Origin of the sequence: Streptococcus sp. 2021WUSS109 (assembly GCF_044427305.1) — a bacterium.
GTDB classification, from domain to species: Bacteria; Bacillota; Bacilli; order Lactobacillales; family Streptococcaceae; genus Streptococcus; species Streptococcus suis.
On sequence record NZ_JAOTGF010000001.1, the window covers coordinates 94,390 to 119,261 of the forward strand.

General features: G+C 39.4%; 28 protein-coding genes and 1 pseudogene. 2 read left to right on the plus strand and 27 right to left on the minus strand.

The window, feature by feature from the left end; translation table 11 throughout:
* Nucleotides 1–13 precede the first annotated feature (13 nt).
* From ODU37_RS00435 to ODU37_RS00485, 11 genes and pseudogenes are all read right to left on the minus strand, one after another.
* A complete protein-coding gene (locus tag ODU37_RS00435) occupies nt 14–349 on the minus strand; it encodes a dihydrofolate reductase family protein (protein ID WP_249562111.1) in 336 nt (111 codons plus the stop codon).
* A gap of 145 nt (nt 350–494) precedes the next feature.
* Nucleotides 495–695: a hypothetical protein gene (locus tag ODU37_RS00440; protein WP_233889180.1), complete on the minus strand. Its 201-nt coding sequence runs from the start codon at nt 693–695 to the stop codon at nt 495–497.
* Nucleotides 696–1,087: 392 nt separating this feature from the next.
* Nucleotides 1,088–1,429: pseudogene (gene tnpA / locus ODU37_RS00445) on the minus strand (IS200/IS605 family transposase); the annotation flags it as partial.
* Between the two features lie 207 nt (nt 1,430–1,636).
* A complete protein-coding gene (locus ODU37_RS00450) occupies nt 1,637–2,590 on the minus strand; it encodes an ABC transporter permease (RefSeq protein WP_012775589.1) in 954 nt (317 codons plus the stop codon).
* Nucleotide 2,591: 1 nt separating this feature from the next.
* Complete coding sequence (locus ODU37_RS00455) at nt 2,592–3,653, minus strand: ABC transporter permease (protein ID WP_002935270.1); 1,062 nt, start codon at nt 3,651–3,653, stop codon at nt 2,592–2,594.
* The gene (locus tag ODU37_RS00460; protein WP_024387432.1) at nt 3,646–5,181 is read right to left on the minus strand and encodes an ABC transporter ATP-binding protein; all 1,536 of its coding nucleotides are present in this window, start codon (nt 5,179–5,181) and stop codon (nt 3,646–3,648) included. Before ODU37_RS00460 ends, ODU37_RS00455 begins: the two co-directional genes overlap by 8 nt.
* Before the next feature lie 194 nt (nt 5,182–5,375).
* Complete coding sequence (locus ODU37_RS00465; RefSeq protein WP_044758722.1) at nt 5,376–6,443, minus strand: BMP family protein; 1,068 nt, start codon at nt 6,441–6,443, stop codon at nt 5,376–5,378.
* An 80-nt stretch (nt 6,444–6,523) separates the two neighbouring features.
* On the minus strand, nt 6,524–6,913 hold the full coding sequence (locus ODU37_RS00470; RefSeq protein WP_024415456.1) for a cytidine deaminase: 390 nt from the start codon (nt 6,911–6,913) through the stop codon (nt 6,524–6,526).
* Nucleotides 6,900–7,562, minus strand: a complete 663-nt coding sequence (gene deoC / locus ODU37_RS00475; RefSeq protein ID WP_398580393.1) for a deoxyribose-phosphate aldolase — start codon at nt 7,560–7,562, stop codon at nt 6,900–6,902. Before deoC ends, ODU37_RS00470 begins: the two co-directional genes overlap by 14 nt.
* 15 nt (nt 7,563–7,577) lie before the next feature.
* Nucleotides 7,578–8,855, minus strand: a complete 1,278-nt coding sequence (locus ODU37_RS00480) for a pyrimidine-nucleoside phosphorylase (RefSeq protein ID WP_044755075.1) — start codon at nt 8,853–8,855, stop codon at nt 7,578–7,580.
* Nucleotides 8,852–9,442 carry a class I SAM-dependent methyltransferase gene (locus tag ODU37_RS00485; RefSeq protein ID WP_398580394.1) on the minus strand — a complete coding sequence of 197 codons (591 nt, stop codon included), beginning with the start codon at nt 9,440–9,442 and terminating at the stop codon, nt 8,852–8,854. The genes ODU37_RS00480 and ODU37_RS00485 overlap by 4 nt, the downstream gene beginning before the upstream one ends.
* Nucleotides 9,443–9,550: 108 nt before the next feature.
* On the opposite strand from ODU37_RS00485, the gene coaA reads away from it, so the two are divergent.
* Both coaA and rpsT read left to right on the plus strand, forming a co-directional pair.
* On the plus strand, nt 9,551–10,471 hold the full coding sequence (coaA, locus tag ODU37_RS00490) for a type I pantothenate kinase (protein WP_024389003.1): 921 nt from the start codon (nt 9,551–9,553) through the stop codon (nt 10,469–10,471).
* Between the two features lie 58 nt (nt 10,472–10,529).
* Nucleotides 10,530–10,778, plus strand: a complete 249-nt coding sequence (rpsT, locus tag ODU37_RS00495; RefSeq protein WP_012027069.1) for a 30S ribosomal protein S20 — start codon at nt 10,530–10,532, stop codon at nt 10,776–10,778.
* A gap of 263 nt (nt 10,779–11,041) precedes the next feature.
* On the opposite strand, the gene ODU37_RS00500 is transcribed toward rpsT, so the two are convergent.
* The 16 genes from ODU37_RS00500 to ODU37_RS00575 all read right to left on the minus strand — a co-directional run bounded on the left by ODU37_RS00500 (nt 11,042) and on the right by ODU37_RS00575 (nt 24,857).
* A complete protein-coding gene (locus ODU37_RS00500; protein WP_105202255.1) occupies nt 11,042–12,271 on the minus strand; it encodes a transglutaminase domain-containing protein in 1,230 nt (409 codons plus the stop codon).
* 247 nt (nt 12,272–12,518) lie between these two features.
* Nucleotides 12,519–13,898, minus strand: a complete 1,380-nt coding sequence (locus ODU37_RS00505) for a cell wall metabolism sensor histidine kinase WalK (protein ID WP_044755070.1) — start codon at nt 13,896–13,898, stop codon at nt 12,519–12,521.
* Complete coding sequence (locus tag ODU37_RS00510; protein WP_044761869.1) at nt 13,891–14,562, minus strand: response regulator transcription factor; 672 nt, start codon at nt 14,560–14,562, stop codon at nt 13,891–13,893. Before ODU37_RS00510 ends, ODU37_RS00505 begins: the two co-directional genes overlap by 8 nt.
* Before the next feature lie 193 nt (nt 14,563–14,755).
* Entirely contained in the window at nt 14,756–15,169 is a 414-nt protein-coding gene (locus ODU37_RS00515; protein WP_398580395.1) for a hypothetical protein, read from the minus strand.
* Nucleotides 15,170–15,298: 129 nt separating this feature from the next.
* Nucleotides 15,299–15,955, minus strand: coding sequence for a phosphate signaling complex protein PhoU (gene phoU / locus ODU37_RS00520; protein WP_002937611.1), 657 nt, complete (start codon nt 15,953–15,955; stop codon nt 15,299–15,301).
* A 28-nt stretch (nt 15,956–15,983) separates the two neighbouring features.
* Entirely contained in the window at nt 15,984–16,742 is a 759-nt protein-coding gene (gene pstB / locus ODU37_RS00525) for a phosphate ABC transporter ATP-binding protein PstB (protein WP_002937614.1), read from the minus strand.
* 11 nt (nt 16,743–16,753) lie between these two features.
* Complete coding sequence (pstB, locus tag ODU37_RS00530; protein ID WP_002940866.1) at nt 16,754–17,557, minus strand: phosphate ABC transporter ATP-binding protein PstB; 804 nt, start codon at nt 17,555–17,557, stop codon at nt 16,754–16,756.
* 24 nt (nt 17,558–17,581) lie between these two features.
* Nucleotides 17,582–18,469 (minus strand): phosphate ABC transporter permease PstA, encoded by an 888-nt coding sequence (pstA, locus tag ODU37_RS00535; RefSeq protein ID WP_398580396.1) that lies wholly within the window; start codon nt 18,467–18,469, stop codon nt 17,582–17,584.
* Complete coding sequence (pstC, locus tag ODU37_RS00540) at nt 18,459–19,376, minus strand: phosphate ABC transporter permease subunit PstC (RefSeq protein WP_044758718.1); 918 nt, start codon at nt 19,374–19,376, stop codon at nt 18,459–18,461. The genes pstA and pstC overlap by 11 nt, the downstream gene beginning before the upstream one ends.
* A 2-nt stretch (nt 19,377–19,378) precedes the next feature.
* Nucleotides 19,379–20,248, minus strand: a complete 870-nt coding sequence (locus ODU37_RS00545) for a phosphate ABC transporter substrate-binding protein PstS family protein (RefSeq protein WP_024400694.1) — start codon at nt 20,246–20,248, stop codon at nt 19,379–19,381.
* A gap of 137 nt (nt 20,249–20,385) precedes the next feature.
* Nucleotides 20,386–21,687, minus strand: a complete 1,302-nt coding sequence (locus ODU37_RS00550; RefSeq protein ID WP_249562113.1) for an RsmF rRNA methyltransferase first C-terminal domain-containing protein — start codon at nt 21,685–21,687, stop codon at nt 20,386–20,388.
* A complete protein-coding gene (locus tag ODU37_RS00555) occupies nt 21,687–22,445 on the minus strand; it encodes an inositol monophosphatase family protein (protein ID WP_249562114.1) in 759 nt (252 codons plus the stop codon). The genes ODU37_RS00550 and ODU37_RS00555 overlap by 1 nt, the downstream gene beginning before the upstream one ends.
* Nucleotides 22,435–22,713, minus strand: a complete 279-nt coding sequence (locus ODU37_RS00560; protein ID WP_024401464.1) for a UPF0223 family protein — start codon at nt 22,711–22,713, stop codon at nt 22,435–22,437. The genes ODU37_RS00555 and ODU37_RS00560 overlap by 11 nt, the downstream gene beginning before the upstream one ends.
* A gap of 5 nt (nt 22,714–22,718) precedes the next feature.
* Nucleotides 22,719–23,120 (minus strand): Spx/MgsR family RNA polymerase-binding regulatory protein, encoded by a 402-nt coding sequence (locus tag ODU37_RS00565; protein WP_024381367.1) that lies wholly within the window; start codon nt 23,118–23,120, stop codon nt 22,719–22,721.
* 74 nt (nt 23,121–23,194) lie between these two features.
* A complete protein-coding gene (locus tag ODU37_RS00570) occupies nt 23,195–23,941 on the minus strand; it encodes a potassium channel family protein (protein ID WP_002937637.1) in 747 nt (248 codons plus the stop codon).
* Entirely contained in the window at nt 23,934–24,857 is a 924-nt protein-coding gene (locus tag ODU37_RS00575; RefSeq protein ID WP_105158954.1) for a bifunctional riboflavin kinase/FAD synthetase, read from the minus strand. Before ODU37_RS00575 ends, ODU37_RS00570 begins: the two co-directional genes overlap by 8 nt.
* Nucleotides 24,858–24,872 lie beyond the last annotated feature (15 nt).

Sequence of the window (24,872 nt, forward strand, 5' to 3'; positions counted from 1 at the left end):
TAGCTCGCCTTTTTTACCTTCTAATATCATAACGTAACATAGCAATTCCATCTGTGACAGTTGACTCTACCAAGAGCAATTTCTTTTCTTCCAAAAGTGAGGCGAAAAGTGGAATGCCGTCACCCAAAATAGTAGGAATAATCCCAATAATAAGGTGATCAATCACTCCCGCCTCTAAACAGTCCTGAACCAGACTTGCCCCACCAAACAGCCAAATATCTCCACCTTCTCTAGAACGAAGTTCTATAATCTCCCCGATGACGTCCCTTACGAAACGCACATTACCATAGTCCGTCTGCTCGGTACGACTCGCAACGATAAATTGCTTTTCCTGATATCCTTCAATCATTTCCAACGGACAATCTTCTAATGATTTTCTCCCCATCGAGGCTGGGCAAAAAGCCCAGCACCGCTTCTCAAAGTTAGTGTCAACATCTCAGCGCAGTGGTTGATTGGCAGATTTGTTCGTGTTTTACACTCCAAATCTAACCTAATCAACTGTGCGGGGGTGGGAAAACGAACTCTTCTATGAATGGTTGAGTTCTTTCCCACTCCCTAAAGAATTTTTGATTATCAAACTGTAAGACTGTATCGTATTTATCGGTACCATGTCCTTCAATCCAATCGTAGCTTCCATCCTTACGTGCAATAAATCCATCTAAACTCATTGCAATATTTAACACCAATCGTCTCACAATTAACCTCATTTCATACCTTAGTGACAAACTATTATATCAGTCATTCTCCCTATTCTCAACCAAAAGTCCCTCTAACTCCTCTTCCTTTGAATAGGACAATTATTCATTTCCTGTACAGCAAAGAACATGATAAAAAGGTCCAGTGGAGCTTAAAAAATTGAAGAAGTTTGTGAAAGATAGCAAGTTATTAAACTCTTAGAAACATTGATATTTCAGCGTTTCTGAGAGTTTTTAATTTTCAACATAAATCATGACCACCCGTCAAACGGGTGGTTTGAACAAGGGCTATAAGCCCACATCACCAGCCAGCGCCTAAAGACGCTGGCTTTCACTTTGTTCAAGCCTCACTGCTTTTAACTCGTCACTAGCCTCTTAAAGAGGCATTCGTACTACTTGCCATTATCCCTAAAGGGATCTTCATACTCTTTTACACTCAATTTATCAAGTGCTATATCATGTTTTTCCTGTTCTTGTATATATTTCTTAATTGTGGCTTCATTTAGTCCAACCGTACTTACATAATATCCCTCTGCCCAGAAATGACGATTGCCAAATTTATATTTGAGATTAGCGTGTTTATCAAACATCATAAGAGCACTCTTACCTTTTAAATAGCCCATAAAGCTTGATACACTTAATCGCGGAGGAATACTGACTAACATATGAACATGATCCGGCATCAGATGTCCTTCGATAATTTCTACACCTTTATAACTACACAAACGTTGGAGTTTTTTTGGTATAACCTTCGTCGCGCACCCGCATAGCGGGTGGTTTATTTGTCACACACCTTACGGAGCGCGACGGACTAAAAGTCACATAAGAAAAGATTGAAGAAAATTGTCCAAAATGGACTTTTTCTTCAATCTGAAAGGTTCGCTGGACCTTATTCGCTTTCGTATTTTCAAGCTCATGATAAAAAGGTCCACTGGACCTTTTTATTTAGATTTGATATAGTTGATACCGTCTGCTTTAGGAGCGACTGCTTTACCAAAGAAAGCAGACAGAGCAATAACAGTAATCAAATATGGTGCAATTTGAAGATAAACCGTTGGAATATCTTTCAATCCTGGTAATTGTCCACCCACTACTGCCAAACTTTGCGAAAGACCGAAGAATAGACTGGCAAGCATAGCGCCAATTGGATTCCACTTACCGAAAATTACAGCTGCTAGAGCGATGAAACCTGAACCTACGATTGTTGTTGCAGAGAAGTTGATATTCACTGATTGAGCACTTACAGCTCCACCAACACCACCAAGGAAACCAGCAATCAACACACCTGCATAACGCATAGCGTAGACATTGATTCCCAAAGTATCCGCTGCCTGCGGATGTTCACCTACTGAACGAAGGCGCAAACCGAACTTGGTTTTATAAAGGATGAACCAAGCAAGAAATGCTGTTGCAATAGCTACATAACCCATCAAGCTTGTATTTTTGAAGAAAATTTCACCAATGATTGGAATATCTGCCAAGATAGGGAATGAAAATTTACCAAATGATTCAGTAATACTATCAGTTTGACCCTTATTATAGATAACCTTGACTAGGAAAACTCCCAATGCTGGAGCCAAAAGGTTCAACACCGTACCTGATACAACGTGGTCTGCACGGAAATTAATCGTCGCCATCGCATGAATAGCAGCAAAGACAACACCAGCAAGACCTCCTACAATAACAGCTAATAATGGAGTAGCATTACCAAATGTCCCTGCAAATTCGATATTGAAAACAACACCAGCAAAGGCACCGATAACCATGATTCCTTCTAGACCAACGTTTACAATACCACCGCGTTCAGAGAAAACTCCTCCAAGACTGGTAAAGATTAAGGGTGCTGAATAAATCAACATTTGCGAAATGAGTAAGGCAAGAATTGAAACATTCATCTTATTTCGCTCCTTTCGCTTTATTTCTAGATTTTAATAATTGTTCAAAAATAAATTTCACACCGATAAAGAAAATGATTGATGCCGTAACAACGTTGATCAATTCAGGTGGAATCTGTGCACGTACCATACCTGGGGCACCGACAGAAAGAACACCGAATAGAAAGGCAGCCAATGGAATACCTAACGGTGAATTAGAAGCTAAAAGCGCTACTGACATACCATTAAAACCAATATCCAAGTTACCGCTTTGGATATAAACGTTTTGGAAAGTACCCAAACCTTGGATAGCTCCCCCAAGACCCGCAAGAGCACCTGAAATAATCATAGATAGAATAATCGTACGTTTAGCAGACATACCCGCATAATCCGATGCTGTTGGGTTAAGCCCCACTGAGCGAATCTCAAAACCAAGAGTCGTTTTGGTCAATAGGAACCAAATCACAAAAACTGCAATAATGGCAAAGAAAATACCAATATTCATACGTGAGTTATCTGTCAATGCACGGAGCCACTCTGTTTGGTAAGAGGCATTTGCTGACACGTTAACTGTCGAGTCTGTATTCTTCATCAAACTATCTGCAAATACATCACGAATGATATAGTTACATGAATAGAGTAAGATGTAGTTCATCATAATCGTAACGATAACTTCACTTGTTCCCAAATAGGCACGTAGAATACCTGGAATAGCTCCAGCAATACCGCCTGCCAACATGGCAATTAAGACTGTTCCCAAAATCAAAACTGGACGTGGTAAGTCAGGATTTGCCAAGGCAAACCATCCAGCAAAAACCCAACCAACATAGGCCTGACCAGACAAACCAACGTTGAAGAAACCTGCACGACTAGCTACTGCGAAACCGAGAGCAGTGAAAACAAGTGGTGCCATTGCACGGAAAATTTCACCAATTGATTTGATATTACCAAAAGCTGAATAGAATAACTCTTCATAGCCCCAAATTGGATCGTAGCCAAAAACAAGCATGACAATCGCTCCAAGTAGGATACCACTGACCACAGCCATTAATGGAAGGGCCAAATTCTTATATTTATTAAGCATGCTCTTCTCCCTTCTCAATATGTCCACCTGCCATCAAGACACCTAACTCTTGTTTATTGGTCTTAGCAGGTTCAACAATACCATGGATGACACCATCATGGATTACAGCAATTCTATCTGATACATCCAAAATTTCATCCAATTCGAAGCTGACAACAAGAACAGCCTTACCCTTATCACGTTCTGCAATGAGACGTTTACGAATATACTCAATAGCACCAACGTCCAAACCGCGTGTTGGTTGGCTAACAATGAAAAGGTCTGGGTTGCGATCGATTTCACGCGCGATGATAGCTTTTTGCTGGTTACCGCCTGAAAGAGCCTTGATTGGGACGAGTTCACTTGCCCCACGAACGTCAAATTCTTCCATTAACGCGCGTGCTTTTTCATTAATGATATTATAGTTCAAGATACCATTTTTTGAAATCGGTTCTTTATAGTAAGTTTGAAGCGCAAAGTTCTCTGCAACAGTCATCGGAAGAACGAGTCCATCGCGATGACGATCTTCGGGAACGTGGCTCACTTGCATTTCTGTAATTTTACGTGGAGTTTTACCAACTACTTCCTCACCTTTGATAGTGATTGAGCCAGATTTTACCTTACGTAAACCAGTGATTGCCTGAATCAACTCACTTTGACCGTTTCCGTCGATACCGGCAATACCAACAACCTCACCTGCTCGAACATCAAGCGATAAGCCCTTAACTGCTGGGATACCACGGTTTTCATTGACAACCAAATCCTTAATGGACAAAATGACTTCTTTAGGATTTGCTTCAACTTTCTCTGTTTTAAAGGAAACGGAACGTCCAACCATCCACTCAGCCAAATCTTGGTTTGTTGCTCCTTCAACAGCAACTGTTTCGATTGATTTACCTCGACGAATAACTGTTACACTATCGGCAACTGCACGAATTTCATCCAATTTGTGCGTAATCAAAATAATAGATTTACCTTCTTCAACCAAGGCTTTCATAATTTTCAAGAGCTCTGCAATTTCCGCAGGGGTCAATACAGCTGTCGGCTCATCAAAAATTAAAAGGTCTGCTCCACGGTAAAGTGTTTTAAGGATTTCTACACGTTGCTGTGCACCCACAGAAATATCTGCAACCTTTGCAGTTGGATCAACTTCAAGACCATATTTAGCAGAAAGTTCTTTAATTTCTGCGATAGCTTTTTTAAGGTCAATCACGCCACCTTTGGTAGTTTCAGAACCAAGAATGATATTCTCGGCAACTGTGAAAGCATCAACCAACATAAAATGTTGGTGCACCATACCAATACCCAATTGGGCAGCTTTGGATGGAGAGTCAATCTTCACGGATTGACCGTTGATAACAATTTCACCGCTTGTAGGTTCCAACAAGCCAGCAAGCATGTTCATCAGAGTAGATTTACCCGCACCATTCTCACCAAGAAGGGCATGGATTTCACCACGTCTGACATTCAAATTGATGTGGTCATTTGCTACAAATTCACCAAATATCTTAGTGATATTGCGCATTTCAATGACATAATCCTTAGTCATAATCTATTATCCTTTCTGACTATAGCCTTCTGAAAATTCTTCAGTACTACTTTGAGCACTTAAAAACTCTTCATCAACTATACCATTTTTGTCAGTAAAACCTACCATAGCTGATAGGCTTTACTGAGAAAAATCTCAGCCCGAAAACGGCGCCCCGTCGGGTCGCCGAATCGGAATTGTCGAAAAGAAATTCATTAAGGTTTTTCAGGAACTTCTACTTTGCCATCCAAAATTGCTTGTTTAGCATCTGCAACTGCTTTAGAAGCATCTTCTGAAAGATTAGTTTCTGCCAATTCAACCCCTTTATCTTTCAATGAGAATTGAAGTACTTTACCGCCAGGGAAATCACCTGCAGCTGCCTTAGTTGCAATATCTTTAACTGAAGTACCAACTTGTTTCAATGTTGAAGCCAATACAAAGTTAGAAGACTTACCATCTTTAGAAGTGTATGTACCTTCTGCTGATTGGTCACGGTCAACACCGATTACCCAAACTTTATCTGCTTCATTACGAGTTTCATTTTCTGCTTTAGCAGCAGCAAATACACCGTTACCAGTACCACCAGAAGCGTGGAAAATAACGTCTGCACCTGCAGCATATTGAGCAGCTGCAAGAGTTTGACCTTTGGCAGCATCACCAAATGAACCTGCATAGTCAACTGTAATCTTGATGTCTTTGTTTACAGACTTAGCACCAGCAACGAAACCAGCTTCAAAGCGATCGATGATAACACCTTCCATACCACCGATGAAACCTACGTGATTTGTTTTAGTTGATTTAGCTGCAGCAACACCAGCAAGATATGATGCTTCATGGTCTGCGAAACCTACGCTAACTACATTGTCTTGATCTGGAACAACACTATCCACGATTACATAGTGTGTATTAGGATTATTTGGTGCAACCTCCGCAATCGCACTCTCCAAGGCAAAACCAATACCGAACACAAGATTGTAACCACCAGCAACAGCTGAATCAAGGTTTGTGATATAATCTGATTCACTAGCTGATTGGAAGTAATCGTAGCCATTACCTTTGGAAAGACTAGCTGCTTTACCCCACTCTTGAAGACCTTCCCAAGCAGATTGGTTAAATGAACGGTCATCAACACCACCAATGTCAGTAACGATAGCAGCTTTCACAGATGTGTCCGCTGATGAAGATGCTTCTGAGCTACTGCTTTTTGAAGCACGGTTACCACATGCAGCCAAAGATACAGCCGCAACAGCTGCTAGACCAAGTCCTACAAGTTTCTTGTTCATTTCTGAACCCTCCTAAAAATCTTTTTGCAACTAAATTGTTGCAGAGTAATATTGCTACAGTCAAATGACTGTCATACAGACTATGTTAAGTCTGTAAAGGAATATGGTAGTAATTCCCCGACTGTCGTCTCGACTGTCGATTTATCTTTAGCGACCAAGGTCACTTTTAAATCCTTATCAAAAAATTCTGCCATAACTTGGCGACAAGCTCCACAAGGGGATATTGGTTTTTCTGTTTTACCATAAATTACGATTTCAGAAAAATCTTTCACACCTTCAGAAATAGCCTTGAAAATAGCTGTCCTTTCAGCGCAATTGGTCAAACCAAAACTTGCATTTTCAATGTTTACACCTGTAAATATTTCCCCAGTCTTAGCTACAAGAACTGCACTAACTGGAAACTTTGAGTACGGTACGTATGCTTTTTGACTGTTTTTTACAGCTAATTCAATTAAATCAATAGTCTCCATCCGCCTGTGCTCCATTCATGATTGCCACGCCTGATGACGCACCAATACGAGACGCTCCTGCTTCGATAAAAGCAATAGCATCTTCATACGAACGTGCACCGCCAGAAGCCTTCACTCCCATGTCAGGACCTACTATTTTTCTCATCAAGGCAACATCCGCTACTGTAGCACCACCTGTAGAAAATCCTGTAGATGTTTTAACATAGTCCGCACCAGCTTCTTGAGATAATTGACAAGCCTTCACTTTCTCATCGTCAGTAAGGAGACATGCTTCGATGATAACTTTGACTAGTTTATCACCACTTGCTTCTACAACAGCTTTAATATCCTCCAAAACCAAATCGTAATTTCCAGTTTTCAGAGCACCGATATTGATAACCATGTCAATCTCATCTGCTCCATTTGAAATTGCGTCTTTTGTTTCGAATGCTTTTACAGCAGGTGTGTTTGCTCCGAGAGGGAAACCAATAACCGTACAAACTTTTACATCACTATCTTTCAAGCTTTCAGCTGCTAAAGCAACCCAAGTTGGGTTAACACAGACACTTGCAAAATCATATTCTTTTGCTTCTGCTAAAATTTTTTCAACCTGCTCTTGTGTTGTCTCAGGTTTCAAGATTGTGTGGTCAATATATTTATTTAATTTCATAGCTTTCTCCGTACATTAAGAAATAATTTCGATGATTTCTTTCGTTTTTACACTTTCTTTATCTATTTTAACATTTTTTTGGAAATTTGTAAGCATGTTTTCCGAAATATTTTCATTGGCATAAATAGTTGCGATTTGCTCGCCTTTAGAAACAGCTTCCCCCACTTTCTTATGGAAAACAATACCTGTTTCATAATCTAAATTGTCAGTCTTGACTGCACGACCTGCACCAAGTTTCATTGCAAAGAGACCAAATTCCAAAGCAGGAAGCCCCACAATATAGCCATCCTCTTCCGCAAGAACTGGAACTTGCTGTGTAACCTGAACTGGGCGATATAAATCTTCTAAGTCACCACCTTGAGCACGGACCATCTCTTCAAATTTCTTCAATGCTGCACCATTGTCAATATGCTGGCGTACTTCTTCAATGCTTTTCTCAACATTAGCAAGCCCCAACATAATTTGGGCTAGTTCACAGATAAATTCGGTAACATCTTCTCGACCTTTACCCTGTAAAATTTCAATAGCCTCTAAAATTTCCAAACGATTTCCAATCGAAGTTCCAACTGGTTGAGACATGTTAGTTAAAACAGCAACTGTCTTACGACCAACCGCCTTCCCAAGATCCACCATGGTTTGAGCTAGAACCCGTGCCTCTTCAACAGTCTTCATGAAGGCACCTTCTCCCACCGTGACATCTAAAAGAATCGCATCCGCACCTGCGGCAATTTTCTTAGACATTACTGAGCTGGCAATCAGCGGAATAATGTCAACGGTTGCTGTCACGTCACGAAGGGCATAGAGTAGTTTATCAGCTTTGACAAGATTATCTGACTGACCAATAACTGCAACACCAGTATCTTGAACTTGCTTGATGAAATCTGCTTGGCTAACTTCAATCTGGTATCCTTTGATTGACTCTAACTTATCCAAGGTTCCACCAGTATGACCAAGCCCACGACCGCTCATCTTTGCAACTGGAATATCAAAACTTGCTACCAATGGCGCTAAGATGAGTGTAACCTTATCTCCGACACCACCTGTAGAATGCTTATCTACCTTGATGCCTGGGATTGCAGACAAATCAATCTGTTCACCCGTTGCAACCATGGACATTGTCAAATCAGAAATCTCACGTGTTGACATCCCTTTAAAATAAATCGCCATCGCCAAGGCTGACATTTGATAATCCGGTACTGTCCCAGCTACATATCCATCAATCAACCATTTGATTTCTTCAGACGATAGTTCTAAGCCATCACGCTTTTTTTGAATTAAATCAACTGCTCTCATTCTTTCACACTTTCAAGGATGTAGTAACCCTTATCTTTCTTTATAATCTGGCAGTTGCCGAACACCTTTTCCATCTTAGCTTTGGCACTCGGAGCACCTTGTTTCTTTTGAATGACAATGGACAAGGTTCCGTGTGCCTCTAAGCGTTGAAAGGCCCCAGCAATTACTTCATGTACAACCGATTTTCCGGCTCGAATAGGTGGATTTGAAACAATATGATTGAATGTTTCGTCCACGTTTTCGTAGATGTTGGATTGATAAATTTTAGCGATAACACCATTCCTCTCTGCATTTTTTGTAGCTAAATCCAAAGCTCTGCTATTAATATCAATCAGTGTTGTCTTGGTGCTAAACACCTTAGCAAGTGTCAAACCAATTGGTCCATAACCACAGCCAACATCCAACACTGATGCCCCTTTTTCAAAATAAAGGGTTTTTAAAAGCACTTGACTACCATAATCAACCATCTTCTTGCTAAAAACACCTGCATCTGTCATGAAAGACATTGGGGTGTCTAGTAAGTTTACGTGGATTTCATGAATATCATGTGCTATTGTAGGATTTTTTTCGTAATACATATTGGACATGTACTTATTATAACATTTCCTAAAAACGTTTTCAAGAGTTTTTCTTACATGAAAAATATGATAAAATGAAATCGATATTGAAACGCTTACCTATAGGAAGAATTATGTATGAAAAATGAATTTTTAAATTTTGAACAAATTGACCGAGCCACTTGGCAACAACTACATCGTAAGACTACCATTCCACTTAGTCAAAGCGAACTAAATTCTATTAAAAGTTTTAACGACCGCATCCAATTACATGAGGTTTCTGACATCTATCTTCCTTTGGTTAATCTTATCCATATCTATCGGAAAGCACGCAAAGACCTAAATTTTACGAAGAGTTTATTTCTACAGAAAACTATCAAGCCTCAACCGTTTATCATTGGCGTTTCTGGAAGTGTTGCTGTCGGCAAATCAACAACTAGTAGATTGCTGCAAATTCTTATCGCTCGGACATTTAAATACGCCAAGGTTGAATTAGTGACAACGGATGGATTTCTCCATCCAAATGCGGTTTTAGAAGAACGGCAACTGTTAAATAAAAAGGGGTTTCCTGAGTCCTATGACATGGAGAAATTGATTGATTTCCTTGATAAGATAAAAAACGGCTACGACTGCCAAATCCCTGTCTATTCACATGAAATCTATGATATTGTCCCCAACAAAACTCAGGAGATTAAATCTCCAGATTTCTTGATTGTTGAAGGAATCAATGTATTTCAAAATCCACAAAACCAGCGCCTCTATGTCAGTGACTATTTTGACCTATCTATATACGTTGACGCTGATGTGGAACATATTGAAACCTGGTACTTGGAGCGATTCCAAAAATTATTGACATTGGCAAAAAATGACCCTAACAACTATTACCATCGTTTTACCCAGATGACGTACCCTGAGATTCTATCTATTGCCCAGAATACTTGGAAAAACATTAATCTAGCTAACTTAGAAAAATTCATTGAACCAACCAGAAACCGTGCTGATATTATTCTTCATAAGGCCGAAAACCATGAGATTGATAAAATTTATCTAAAAAAATAAATTTCACTTGTCAAAAATACTCTTTTCAGATATAATGGTATAGTTAGTACAAGAAAGGGTGGAGGTGAAACCATTGGCAAACATTAAGTCAGCTATCAAACGCGCTGAATTGAACGTTAAACAAAACGAGAAAAACTCAGCACAAAAATCAGCTATGCGTACTGCAATCAAAGCATTTGAAGCTAACCCATCTGAAGAGCTTTTCCGTGCTGCTAGTTCAGCAATCGATAAAGCAGAAACTAAAGGTTTGATTCACAAAAACAAAGCAAGCCGCGATAAAGCACGTCTTGCATCAAAACTTGCTTAATTAAAAAAGAAACCTTTGGGTTTCCTTTTTTTATTTTTTCCATCATAAGGAGGCGGGACAAAGTGGATCAATTTTTCCCTCGATGAATAACATCATTAACTCGTCAACCATAAAGCCCTCACTAAGATTATACACCTAGTGAGGGCTTTGTGTTCGTTTTCATTATTCTGTGGGTGAAGGCAGAGCCATCATGGATGTCTTTCTCGCTCCCTATTTTTTTATTATTAGGGAAGAACACGTTCCTTAAGATTCAAACTAATTCGTTAGAACCAATCTGCCAGTTCAAATGTATAGGTTTGGTCATTATAATAGTACTGATACTCTCCTACATCGCCCAAAGCCTGAAAAATAGCATTATTTTCAGTAGAGGCCAATGTAATCATTTGTTGCATTGCTTCTGCTGTTCCGAATTGCAAGACTACTTTATCCGTACCTTGTAGTCGCTGGTCAGTGATGGACTGTAAAACTGCAGCTTCATCAAAGCTTGTGAAATAAACTCCCTTTTGAACATAGTAATTCAATGAATTATCTGTACACTTTGGATAGGTCAATGCTCTAGGTTCGTAATATTGTTCTTCTCCCCAGTAGTCGAGGAGGTCGGTATCAGCAATTCTACTTCTCTCTAATATTTCATCAGGGACACATAGATAATCGTATGAAATATCTGTATGCGCTTCTCCACTTATAGCTTGATCAAAAACTGGATCTCCCCAAGTCGTATCAACACCATAGTATTGTCCATTTATCTTGACTAGATTCCAAGCATGCCCAAACTCACCGTTTTGCCCATTTTTTGCAATCCCTGTGACATAGATACAATCAATGCCTGCTTTTTTACATAGATATTGGAAGGTGCGACTATAGCCAGCACAAACGGATTTCTTATCTAATAGCACACTGGTAATTCCTTGACTTCTCCACGTGACAGATTTGGTCTGCAGGGCTTCAAGGTCGTAATCCGTTTGCCTTATAATCACCTCGTAAAAATATTTAACCTTCTCATAGTCCGACCCTTTTGGTGTCTGAGCAAGTATCTTATTCACTTCATCTTCTATTTTATTTTGTGTCGGAGATAAATCACTCGGATACACCGGCTCTTCTAAATCCAATATATCAATTCCACCAGCCATTGCTGCTTCATCTGTTAGCCAGTAAAATTCTGGATAATCATGGGCGACAGAAAAATAGACGCGCGAATATATTTCATCATTAACAGAATCAATATCGATCACTTGCATCCGCTTGCTGAGTCCATTAACAAATTGGAGATAGACACGACGTTCCTTATCAGTATCCAATTGTTGGTAGTAAAAATTTCCTTGAACCTCTTCTTTTAATGCTGTTAATTCTGCTTCTAGTTGCTTTTTTTCTTTAGAAAATTCAACTTTAGCTGCTTCCAAACGTTCACTTAAATTTTTCCCTCCTCCTGAACAAGCAGAAAGTACTGTCGCCGATAATAATATTGTTAAAATTCCACGAGAAACTTTCCTCATATTTACCTCCATTCTTGTTTAAGTATAACATAATTAGGAGGCATCTGACAAACTACACAAAACAAAAAGGAAGTGGAAAGAATTCAATAGATCGAAAAGAGTTCCCCGAACCTTTGGAGTCTGGTGATAGAGCGAATAGAGTTCGCTACAAAACTATCTGGGAGACAGTTGGAAGTTGGAAATAGAGCGAACTTTGAGAAGAAAGGCTGGACTTTTTACCCAGCCTCTAATCTTGATGAATGGTTAGTTATTTGGGTAAACGTACCTCAAAAATAGTTCCTTTCGGTTGGTTATCTCTCACAGAAATCTCACCATCTAAATTCTTAATAATTTGTTGAGCTAAAGATAAACCTAAACCAAATCCACCTTTTTGTCGTGTTCTAGCCTTGTCAACTCGGTAAAAGCGATCAAAGATTTTCTTTTTATCGGCATCGCTGATTCCCAAACCATTGTCAATAACTGTAAAACAAACTAATTTGTCCTTGATATTAGCTGCTATTTGAATTGTCCCATCATCATCGGTATACTTCATAGCGTTGTCAAACAAAATGGTGAGCAACTGTTTAATCAAAACCTTGTCTGTTCGAATTGGCTGATGAATCAAATTATTAACTGTTAGAGTTTTTCCATTTTCTTCGGCAATCATAAGGTAATTAGCAAAGATTTCATCAAAATAGTTGGGTTGGACATCGATCATATCGACTTTTAAGCCATCATCACGACGAGCTAAATTAAGTAAATTTGTTGTCAATAATCGCATATTTCGCACTTCTTCTAAACTAGATCCGATGCTTTCACTACTTTCCAAAATAGTTGTCTCGGGATGACGAAATAGACTTTCCAGGCGATTTTGAAGAACTGCCAACGGTGTGCGCAACTCATGACTAGCATTTTCAACGAAGTCTTTTTGTTTTTGATAACTGATTAGGATTGGACGCATGCTAAGATTCGATAGGTAAATACTTGCTAGTATAGAAATCAACCAAGCTGATACCATAACAATAGCAACTGTCGATTCATAGCTCTCAATGGAAGATTTAATTTGGCTGACATTCACCAAAATTGTCGCATATTTTATATCATAGGACGAATAATAACCTAGTTCATCTGTAGCCAGCCCAATCGTTATATAGCGATAATCTTCAGACATACCAAAACTTGATTCAACCGTCGTTTCCTTAATTTCACCCAATTTTTCCTTGTCTAATGATAAGTCGGCCAAACCAGTAAAAGTATCTGGATTAATCATCTCTCCACTTTTACTATAGAGTAAAACATGAGTATTGGCACCTAATCTCAGCTGATCTCCAGCTCTAGTATTTTTTTGATTTTTAGGAACAGGCATGCTATCTGAACTAGAGCTCGTAGTTTCTTCACCAGTTGGACTATCTTGAAGGATAAATACAGAATTGGGCTCATAGGTTCTTGCGATTGCAAAACCAACAGCCAGCGCTGGTTCTTTCTTAATGCGTTTCAAGGTGTTATCTGAATTTTGGTACATAGTTGAACGCATTAATTGAAAAATGATGGCTGTCATTAAACCAAAAATCAGAGTAAATACTGCAAAATAACGGATAAAGAAAGAAAATTTATCCGTGTACATTAATTTTTTAAATCGCTTAGGCATTTTTTAGAATGTATCCGACACTACGCAGGGTTTGAAGATTTTCCCCAAAGGTCGTTCCTTTCAACTTTTTCCTAATTTTAGAAACATATACTTCTACTACTGAAATAGTAGTGTCACTGTCAAAGCCCCAAATACGGTCAAAAATTTGTGTTTTTGGCAAAATAACATTTTGGTTTTGCAAGAAATAAACTAGTAGGTCAAATTCTTTTCCTAGCAGTTCAACTTCTTCGCCATTTACCATCGTCATATTTGTAGATAGGTCAACTGTCACATCTCCAAAGGTTAGTGTGTTTTCATTAAACTTACCCGCTCGTTTTAATAGAGCTTGAATTCGCATCTTCAATTCTTCTAAATAAAACGGTTTTGTCAAGTAGTCATCAGCCCCCAATTCAAAACCATGGCCTTTATCCTCTAGACTTTCCTTGGCTGTTGTAATCAGAACAGGTGTCGTAACACCTTTTTCACGTAACTCTCTCAAAACTTGGAAGCCATCTTTTTCAGGCAACATCAAATCCAAAAGAATCAAATCATAAACGCCTGTTTCCGCCTCATAAATGCCCTCTTCACCATCAAAAACCTGCATAACATCCGCAAAATCATCTAAGAAATCGAAAACAGAATTTGATAGACTTAAATCATCTTCCACTAACAATATTTTAATCATCATACACTTCCTTACATTTCGGTTTAATAAACAAACCAAAGACCTGGGACAGGTCACGGTCTTTAAGAGAAATGGTTAGATAAAGTACTACTACGACCATCTAAAAAATGAATGATAAGGTAGTCTTTATCTAACTATTTATTGATACGAGTTCATTATATCATGGAATAAGTAAAAATCGAAATCTCAATATTTATTGATTAGAAGAACTACTATCTCCTGAAATTTGAGCTTTAATTTCTTGATTCCTCTTTTTTAAAGCATTCACTTCATCAGAAGAAGTACTCGAGTTTGACTGGGTTGCTCCACTTGTCGCATCAGGAGGAGTTGTACCTTGTCCAGATGGCATGCCTTGGCTATTTCCCCCTTGTCTTGGTGACATATCTTGTGTAGCTCCACCTTGACCTGGTGGCATACCTTGGGTAGCTACTTGTCCACTCTTAGCTACGGAACCATTTTGCGCCAAACTTGCTTGACTTTGTGTTGAAACTCCTGCTGAGCTTTTAGAAATACTCATTCCCCCTGCAAAGCCCAAGGTAGCAGCTGAAATAGCAACAGCAGCTAGTACTGTTTTTGACTGTGACTTAAATTGATTAATAAATGACATGAAATTCCCCTTTTCAATAGAATATTATCAGAATGAGACCCGTTAAATAACTCCTCTTTACCTGATGATAATAGTATAATTTTTTATAAAAGTCCATTACACAAAAAGAAGCCCTCTCGGACTTCTGAATTACAACTCTGTAATATCACCTGTGCGTAGATAAACAACCCACTCACAAATATTTTTAGCATAATCACCGACACGTTCCAAGTAGGTTAAAACTTGGTAATAGTCGCGACCAGCAACCAAGGATTCTGGATTCTTCTTGATTTCTTCTGTTGTCAATTCTTGAATAGTTGAATAGAATTCATTGACAACCTCATCACGTGCTGCTACTTCATAAGCGCGCTCCATATCAGCATCACCTAAGTAGAGTTCCAAAGTTTCTTCTACTAATTGACGAACTTCACGTCCCATTTTCTTGATTTCTTCTTCAACTACTGGAATGCGAACTTCTCCCTTCATACGGATAGCTGCTTTAGCAACTGAGACTGCATGGTCTCCCATACGCTCCAAATCACTAGTTGCTTTCAAGACTGTAATAACGCGACGAAGATCTGTTGAGACAGGTTGTTGGAGAGCAATGATTTCAAGTGATTTTTTCTCTAATTTCACTTCGAAAGCATTGATTTTCTTATCTGCTTCAATGACTTCTTTTGCTAATTCACGATCATGAGTTGTAAAGGCACGAACAGCATTATTAATCTGAGCCAATACTTCATTTCCCATGGCGTAAAATTGGTTATGAAGTTTTCCTAATTCCTCTTCAAATTGAGCTCTTAACATGTGAACCTCTTTCTTTTTCTTATAGGCCTTAGCCGAACTTACCTGTAATGTAGTCTTCTGTTTCTTTATTGGCAGGATTCAAGAACATTTCTTTTGTCAAATTGTATTCTATCAAATCGCCATCAAGGAAGAAACCTGTTCGATCTGAAATACGTGATGCCTGTTGCATAGAACGTGTTACTAGCACCATTGTATACTTATCTTTCAGACCATAAAGTGTGTCCTCAATTTTACCAGCCGAGATTGGGTCAAGGGCTGAAGTTGGCTCATCCAACAAAATAATTTTTGGGCTTGTCGCCAATACGCGGGCCACACATACACGTTGCTGCTGACCACCTGAAAGTCCAACTGCTGAGTCATGCAAGCGATCTTTCACTTCATTCCAAATAGAAGCACCAATCAAGGAACGCTCAACTGCTTCGTCCAAGACCTGCTTGTCCTTGATACCATTGATACGTAGGCCATAAACGACATTCTCGTAGATAGACATCGGGAATGGGTTTGGTTGTTGGAAGACCATACCGATTTCCTTACGAAGATCAACAGTATCCGTACGAGGACTGTATATGTTCTTTCCGTTGTAATCAATCGCACCTGTCAATGTTACCTCTGGGTTTAAATCTCCCATACGGTTAATAGAACGCAAGAGGGTTGACTTACCAGAACCAGATGGTCCAATCAAAGCAGTAATTTCATTTGGATAGAAATCGATTGACACATTATTCAAGGCTTTTTTCTTGTTATAGTAAACAGACAAATCTTTTACTTGTAAAATAGGTGATGTCATTTGTTTCCTTTCTATCCAAAATGTCCTGAAACGTAGTCACTAGTTGACTTGAGTTTTGCATTCTGGAAGACGTTTGCTGTCTTATCATATTCAATCAAGTCACCCAAATAGAAGAAAGCTGTGTAATCACTTGCACGAGCTGCTTGTTGCATATTGTGCGTAACAATGATAATGGTGTAGTCCTTCTTCAATTCAAACATAGTTTCTTCTAACTGCATAGTCGCAATCGGGTCCAAGGCTGATGCAGGCTCATCCATAAGCAAGATTTGTGGTTTTACAGAGATAGCTCGTGCAATACACAAACGCTGTTGCTGTCCACCTGATAATGTAAAGGCTGACTTGTGCAAGTCATCTTTTACCTGATCCCAAAGGGCTGCTTGTTTCAGAGAAGTTTCAACAATCTCATCCAAAACCTGCTTATCTTTCACGCCTGCACGTTCATGTGCGAATGTGATGTTACGATAAATAGATTTTGCAAATGGGTTGGGACGTTGGAATACCATTCCGATATGCTTACGAATTTCGTAAACGTTCATATCTGGTCTATTGATGTCGATTCCTTCATAAAGAATTTGACCGGTTACCTTAGCAATATCAATAGTATCATTCATACGATTAAGACTGCGAAGATAGGTTGATTTCCCACACCCTGATGGTCCAATCAAGGCTGTAATTTTATTTTTTTCGAACTGCATATCAATGCCCTTGATCGCTTCATTTTTACCATAGTAAACATGAACATCTTTTGTCGAAAGGGCGATATTCTCCTCTGGAAAAGTAATGATATGGCGTTCATTCCAGTTGTAATCTGCCATTTTTTCTCCTTATAAGTCAGACTTCTAGGCTGCTGAAGTCATTTTCGCATGAAGTTTCTTACCGATATATCGTGCAGAAAGGTTGAAAATCAAGATGAAAACCAAGAGGATTGCTGCTGAACCAGCAGAAACTTGGGTTGCATCTGGGATTGTACCTTCGCTGTTTACCTTCCAGATATGAACCGCAAGGGTTTCTGATTGACGGAAGATAGAAATCGGACTAGTAACACTCAATGGATTCCAGTTTGACCAGTCAAGAGCTGGAGCTGACTGACCAGCCGTGTAGATAAGAGCTGCTGCCTCACCGAAGATACGACCAGATGCCAAGACGATACCTGTTACAATCCCTGGAAGTGCTTCTGGAATAACAACATGGAGAACAGTTTCCCAACGTGATAGACCAAGAGCCAATCCTGCTTCACGTTGTGTATGGTGAACGTGACGAAGGCTGTCCTCTACGTTACGCGTCATCTGTGGTAAGTTGAAGACTGTAAGAGCCAAGGCACCTGATAAGATAGAAAAACCGTACTCAAACTGAACAACGAAAATCAAGTAACCAAACAAACCAACGACAACGGACGGTAGGGATGATAAAATCTCAATACAGGTACGGATAAAGTTAGTCAATGGACCTTTTTTAGCATATTCAGCCAAATAAATACCTGCACCGGTTGACAAGGGAACAGAAATTAAGAGCGTTACAACCAATAGGAAGAATGAGTTGTAGAGCTGAATTCCAATACCACCACCAGCTTTGTAAGATGAAGATTTACTTGTCAAAAAACCCCAGCTTACATGTGGCAGACCACGTAGCAAGATGTAAAGAATCAGTGACATCAAGATAACGACAATCACACCAGCGATTGAGTAAAGAATACCAGTCGCCAATTTATCAAATTTTTTAGCGTGCATAGTTTTTCTTACCCTCTCTCGTAATAAATTTCATAATCATGTTAAAGATAAGGCTCATCAAGAGCAAGACTAGGGCCAAGGACCATAGGACGTTGTTCTGAACAGTTCCCATAACCGTATTACCGATACCCATTGTCAAAACAGAAGTCAAAGTCGCTGCTGGCGTTGTCAAGGAAGTCGGGATAACCGCAGAGTTCCCCACAACCATCTGAATCGCCAAGGCTTCACCAAAGGCACGCGCCATACCAAAGATAACGGCCGTAAAAATACCTGGCTTAGCTGCGTTCAAAATAACACGCCAAATCGTCTGCCAGCGAGTGGCTCCCATAGCTAAACTTGCTTCGCGGTAATGACGAGGTACTGCACGCAAACTGTCAACCGTCATAAAGGTTACTGTTGGCAAAATCATAACGAAAAGTACAAATACACCCGACAAGATACCGAAACCTGTTCCACCGAAGATTGAACGTACAAATGGTACAACCACTTGCAAACCAATAAAACCATATACAACCGATGGAATACCAACCAAAAGTTCGATAACAGGTTGTAAGATTTTTGCACCACGTTTTGGTGATATTTCTGTCATGAAGACCGCTGCACCGATTGCGATAGGGGTCGCAACAACAGCTGACAGAATCGTAACAATGAAAGAACCTGAAATCATTGGCAGGGCACCAAATATTTTCGAGCTTGGTTCCCACTTGCTTCCAAATAAGAAATCAGTGATGCTCACACCGTCAACAAAGAACGTCGATAATCCACGCTGCGCAACGAAAATCAAAATCATTGCAACAATGAAGACAATCAATGATAGACAAAGGAATGTAATTATCTTACCAAACTTCTCTAGTCGAGAATTTTTAGATGGAGACGATAACTCTTTTGCTAGTTGTTCGTTTTTCATGCTTACTCCTTCTCAGTCACCGTGCCATCAGCACTTTTCACAACTTTCATATCGTTGATAGAAATGTATCCCATACTTTCAACGATACCATTTTGAACTTCATCTGACATCATGTAATCTAAAAATTCTTCTGTCAAATCAGTCGCTTTTCCCATCGTATACATATGCTCATAGGACCAAATTGGCCAATCATTTGTTGCTACATTTTCAGCAGTTGGTTCAAAACCGTTTAGCTTAATTGTTTTAACGGAATCATCTATATAAGCAAATGATAGGTAGGAAATTGCACCTGGTGTCTGAGCAACAATAGATTTTACCATACCGTTAGAATCTTGTTCTTGACTCTGAGCTGCGGTTTGTCCATCCATGATAACACTATCAAAGGTCGCACGTGAACCTGAACTAGCTGCACGGTTAATGATTGAAATTTCCAAATCCTTACCGCCCAGTTCTTTCCAGTTGGTAATCTCACCAGTAAAAATTTTACGCAGATCTTCTGTAGTAATATCTTTAACCGATACTTGCTCATTTACAATAACGGCCAAACCAGCTACTGCTACTTGATGGTCAACAAGTTTACTTGCATCAATACCATCTTTTTCCTCAGCAAATACGTCAGAGTTACCAATCTGAACAGCTCCAGACTGAACTTGTGACAAGCCAGTACCTGATCCACCACCCTGAACGTTGACGGATTTACCGATATTGACACTACCAAATTCATCTGCTGCTGCCTCAACAAGTGGTTGAAGCGCCGTCGAACCTACGGCTGTAATAGACTCTCCTCGATCGATCCAAGAAGAACAACCAGAAAGAGCCATACTACTCAAAAGAAACAAAGCTGCAATTCCAAGCTTCTGCTTTTTTTTCATTTCGTTTTTTCCTTTACATTTTTCAGTGGAATCTCCTAAAATTAACTCTGTATTTTACATAGAATTTACAAGATATTTCCACTCATCCACTATATCATATAAAAAGACAAGTTGCAAAAAAAATTTGCTGATTTATTTTAAAATCTCAACCCTTTTGGAAAGCCGTTTTTAAGCGTTCCAGATACAATTTTTGCGAAACCAAGACCGTTCCCCTGGACTGCTACCTGATACCAGCCATTAGCTAAATCCTTGGACACAGCTATTGTATGTCCTGCAGTATAGGACGAGAATTCTTCTAAGCTGATTTCCACTCGATTTTTAACCTCCGAACTATGGAGTGCTAGACCTAAAGCAAAACTGGGTTCAAATCGTTTTTTCTTAAACGTCCCCAAGTGAAGACCATTTCGAGCGATCTTTACTTTTGACAAATCAGGAAGGCCGTGTGGCAATAGATAGAGATTGTCACCAAAAACCTGCAGTAAACCATCCAATTGAACCCTTAAATGCTTCTGTTCAAATTCTTTCCAGAGAGCTTGCTGTTCTCTATTCAAATTGGATTTTCCTGGTTTTAATTTTTTCTGACTGGCTTCCCCTAGAAATCTAAATTTGGCAACGAACTGACCTTCTCCTGCAAAATGGTGGGGATACATACGAGCAACTTCTGTATATCCGATTCCTTCTACCATTCCATTGATTTTAGGAATGTCTACTAGTTCCAAATCATACTGTTCTAAGAGCCAAGTCACTACTTCTTCATTTTCCTCTGGTGACCAAGTGCAAGTAGAATAAATCAATTGACCATCTGGAGCCAACATGTTCAAGGCCGATTCTAAAATTTCACGCTGTAAGCTTGCACATTGTGCTGGATAATGTTTGGACCAATATTGAATCGCATCGGGGTCTTTTCGAAACATCCCTTCACCTGAACAGGGAGCATCTAGGACAATCATATCGAAATATCCTGGAAAGACCTTGGCCAAACAATCGGCAGATTCATTGGTCACGACTACATTTCTCGCCCCAAATCGTTCGATATTTTCAGCCAATATCCTTGCTCGTTTGTAGGAAATTTCATTACTAACCAAGAGCCCCGTATTTTCTAAGTATGAAAGCAAGTGAGTAGACTTTCCTCCTGGCGCTGCTGCCAAGTCCAATACTTTCATCCCTTTTTCCGGGGCTGCAATCTGACCGACAACCTGTGCAGCTGGCTCTTGTGAGTAGACTAAGCCAGTTACATGTTCTGGAGACTTTCCTGAGACCTTACCATAGTATGACCAAGTCATATTAGGGATTGATTGCTCAAAGTCCAATTGGCTTTCTTTAAGAGGATTTGTGCGAAATCCTGAGATTGGGTCTTGTTCAAAACTCTCAAAAAATGCTTGGGCCTCACTACCAAGCAAATGATTATATTTATCTATAAAATCCTGTGGTAATTGCATTAGAATATATACCCCTTCACTTCCTCAAGATGGGATTCTGATACTAGCATGACAAACTCTCGCTTATCATAGGCCAGACTCGGACCATCAAAACTTAACATGACTAAGCCTAAAGAGGAACCAATAATACTGGCTGCTGCGTAGTCCCATGGACACAGATAAGAAGCATAGGCAAATAATCTTCCTTCCAGAACGTGGGCGAAACCAATTCCAGCGCTTCCTACAGATCTTGTACCTAAACTTTGATTTGCTAATTCTGCCACTCCATGTGCATTGCCTGCGTACAACTTTGCATTTACACCTATCAAACTCTGACGAAGAGGGCGTAGCGCTGGTTTCTTTAAGCGTTCTTGATTACAATAAACAGGGAATGAATCTCCTCCATGGAAAAGTTTGTCTCGCATGACATCATAAATAATACCAAACTTTCCTACTCCATTTTCAAAATAGGCAATCATAATGGCAAAATCAGTTTTTTGAGCAATAAAATTTGTGGTGCCATCAATTGGATCAATAACCCAAACATTTCCCTCATGAATAGAAGAAACGTCTCCACCTTCCTCACCTAAAATCCCATCACCTTGATAGCGAGATTGAATCTGTTGAGTCAGCATTTCTTGCACTTGTTTATCAAGGTGCGTTACCAAGTCTGTAAAGTCACCTTTTTCTTCAATCTGAAGATCATCATGTAAATGCTGTCGGAGAAAATTTCCAGCCTCCAGGACAATCGTTTGGGCAAAGTGATACTTAGTTTCCAAGACGAATAACTCCTTTCCCCCTATCTCGAGCAGCCTTAACAACTCGATAGGTTGAATAACCAGAAACTGCTTCAAAGTCACGATCAATTTGACGTTCCTGTCCCTTACTTTTAACAACATCTTTGAAGCTTTTATAACTAGCTAATATAGCTACCGCATCTGCTCCTTTTTCATAAGCTGCCTCCACCTGATTCAAAAAAGAAAGCACGGAGGAAATCTCCTCTGTGCTCCACGAAAAATCAAGTGGATATGAATAATTTTTGTTCATATCTTTTATCCTATTTCTGCTCGTAATGTGGCATTTCTCAATTCTTGTTTGCGATACTTCCGCGGAAGAAATGCACGAATTTCATCTTCGTTAAAACCAATCTGCATCCGCTTCTCATCCAAAATAATCGGACGCCGTAAGAGACTCGGATAGGTTTCGATTAACCCAATAAGCTGCTTCACAGAAAGCTCATCAACATCAATATCTAGTTTCTGAAAAACTTTTGAACGGGTAGAAATCAAGTCATCTGTTCCATTTTCTGTCAATGCTAAAATGTTCTTTAATTCCTCAGCAGTTAGAGGGCTAGTCATAATATTGTGCTCAATAAAAGGGACTTCGTGACTTGTCAGCCAAGCACGAGCTTTACGACAACTGGTACAACTCGGTGACAAAAATAAAGTAATCATGTCTTCCATCCCCTCTAAAAACATTTTTCTTCTTATTATTATACTCTAACTTAAAAGAGTTTTCAATAGTAAATCTAATCTCTTCCCTGTAATTCACCTAATTTTTCTAAAGATTCTATTTTTTTCTCTAAGCGTAATAATGTTTCGTTTTGTTCATCAATTTTTGCCATCAAGATATCCAACTTCGTTTCTCGCTCTGTTTCAGAGAAAAAACGAGTTATTGTGGAGGTAACCATACCAAAAGTACAGATACCAACCAACATCAAGAGGATGGCTATAATTTTAGAAATCGTATCTTGGGGGACAATATCTCCATACCCTACAGTTGTCATCGTTACAATGGACCACCAAAGTGCATCGAAGAATGATTTTCCTTCAATTACTGATAATAAGACACTTGAAACTAGCACTGCTGAGATATTTAACATCAACACTTTGGATAAACTGTTGGTATGCAAAAGCTTGTTGATTGTATCCCAGAATCGATTAGACAGGGCAAATATTCTCGTTACTTTGACCAATCTGAAGAGTCGTGCAAGTCTTCCCAAGCGAAGAAAACTGAAGAATGAATCAAATGGAATAATGGCAATTAATTCCAAGATATGTCCCTGTACATATTCAAGTATGTCATCCGCATAATAAAGCTGAGCAAAATAATCGCAAACAAAAATAAACCATAAGAGCAAGTCTAGTACCCGATAGCCACTAGAATTGGCAATACTAGCATCCATTAATTCAAGTACGATAAGAAATACATAGACTACAGCTATGTAGGTCATAGCCTTCTCATAAAAAGGATGACGAATCAATCGTTTAAGCATATTTCCCCCATTGCAAGGCAAATTTCTCATCAGATTTCATCTGCTCCATCAATCCTTCAATTCCATCAAATTTGACCATATCTCGAATTTTTTCAAGCCAAAAAATAGTTATTTTTTCTCCGTAGATAAAGCGGTGAAACCCAAAAATATGGGCTTCTATCCGCATCTCCGTTCCATCAAAGGTCACATTTTTCCCAACGCTTGTCATAGCTCGATAGCGTTTTCCATCTACTTCGACATCAGCGACGTATACTCCCTCAGATGGTAAATGGACACGGTCAAAAGGAGCCAGATTTGCAGTTGGATAACCAATAGTGCGCCCTCTGGCATCTCCATGAACAACAATTCCCTCCGTCATAAATGGATAACCTAAAAGTTGATTAGCTAGAGAGACATCCCCTGACTGGATAGCCTGACGAATGCGAGTTGAAGAAACTTTCTCTCCGTCCAGGCTCACTTCACTTACAATTTCTACCTGACCATCAAATAGCTCTGTCAAGTCTGTCACATCTGCTCTGCAATTTCCAAAATGATAGTCGAAACCTGCGACTAAGACTTGTGCGTTCAACCCCTGGATGTAGCGTTCTAAAAACTGCTGAGGAGTATTGCTTGCAAACTCACTGGTAAAATCTGTCAAAACCAGCTGGTCTACACCGTATTGCTCCAACAAGTGGTAACGCTGATCTTGACTGGTCAAATGGAGTAAAAGTTCTGGTGAAAAACGCGCAAAAGCCAGACGAGGTGTTTCTGGAAAAGTAAGTACAGTTACTGACAATCCTTTTTCATCTGCAACTTGTCTAGCACGGTCTAAGAGGGCCTTATGCCCCAAATGAATCCCATCAAAATAGCCTAATACCAAAACAGTCGACTCCTCTTGATTCAATTCACTATAATGTTTAATTGTTCTAATGTTCATGTTTTCTATTTTATC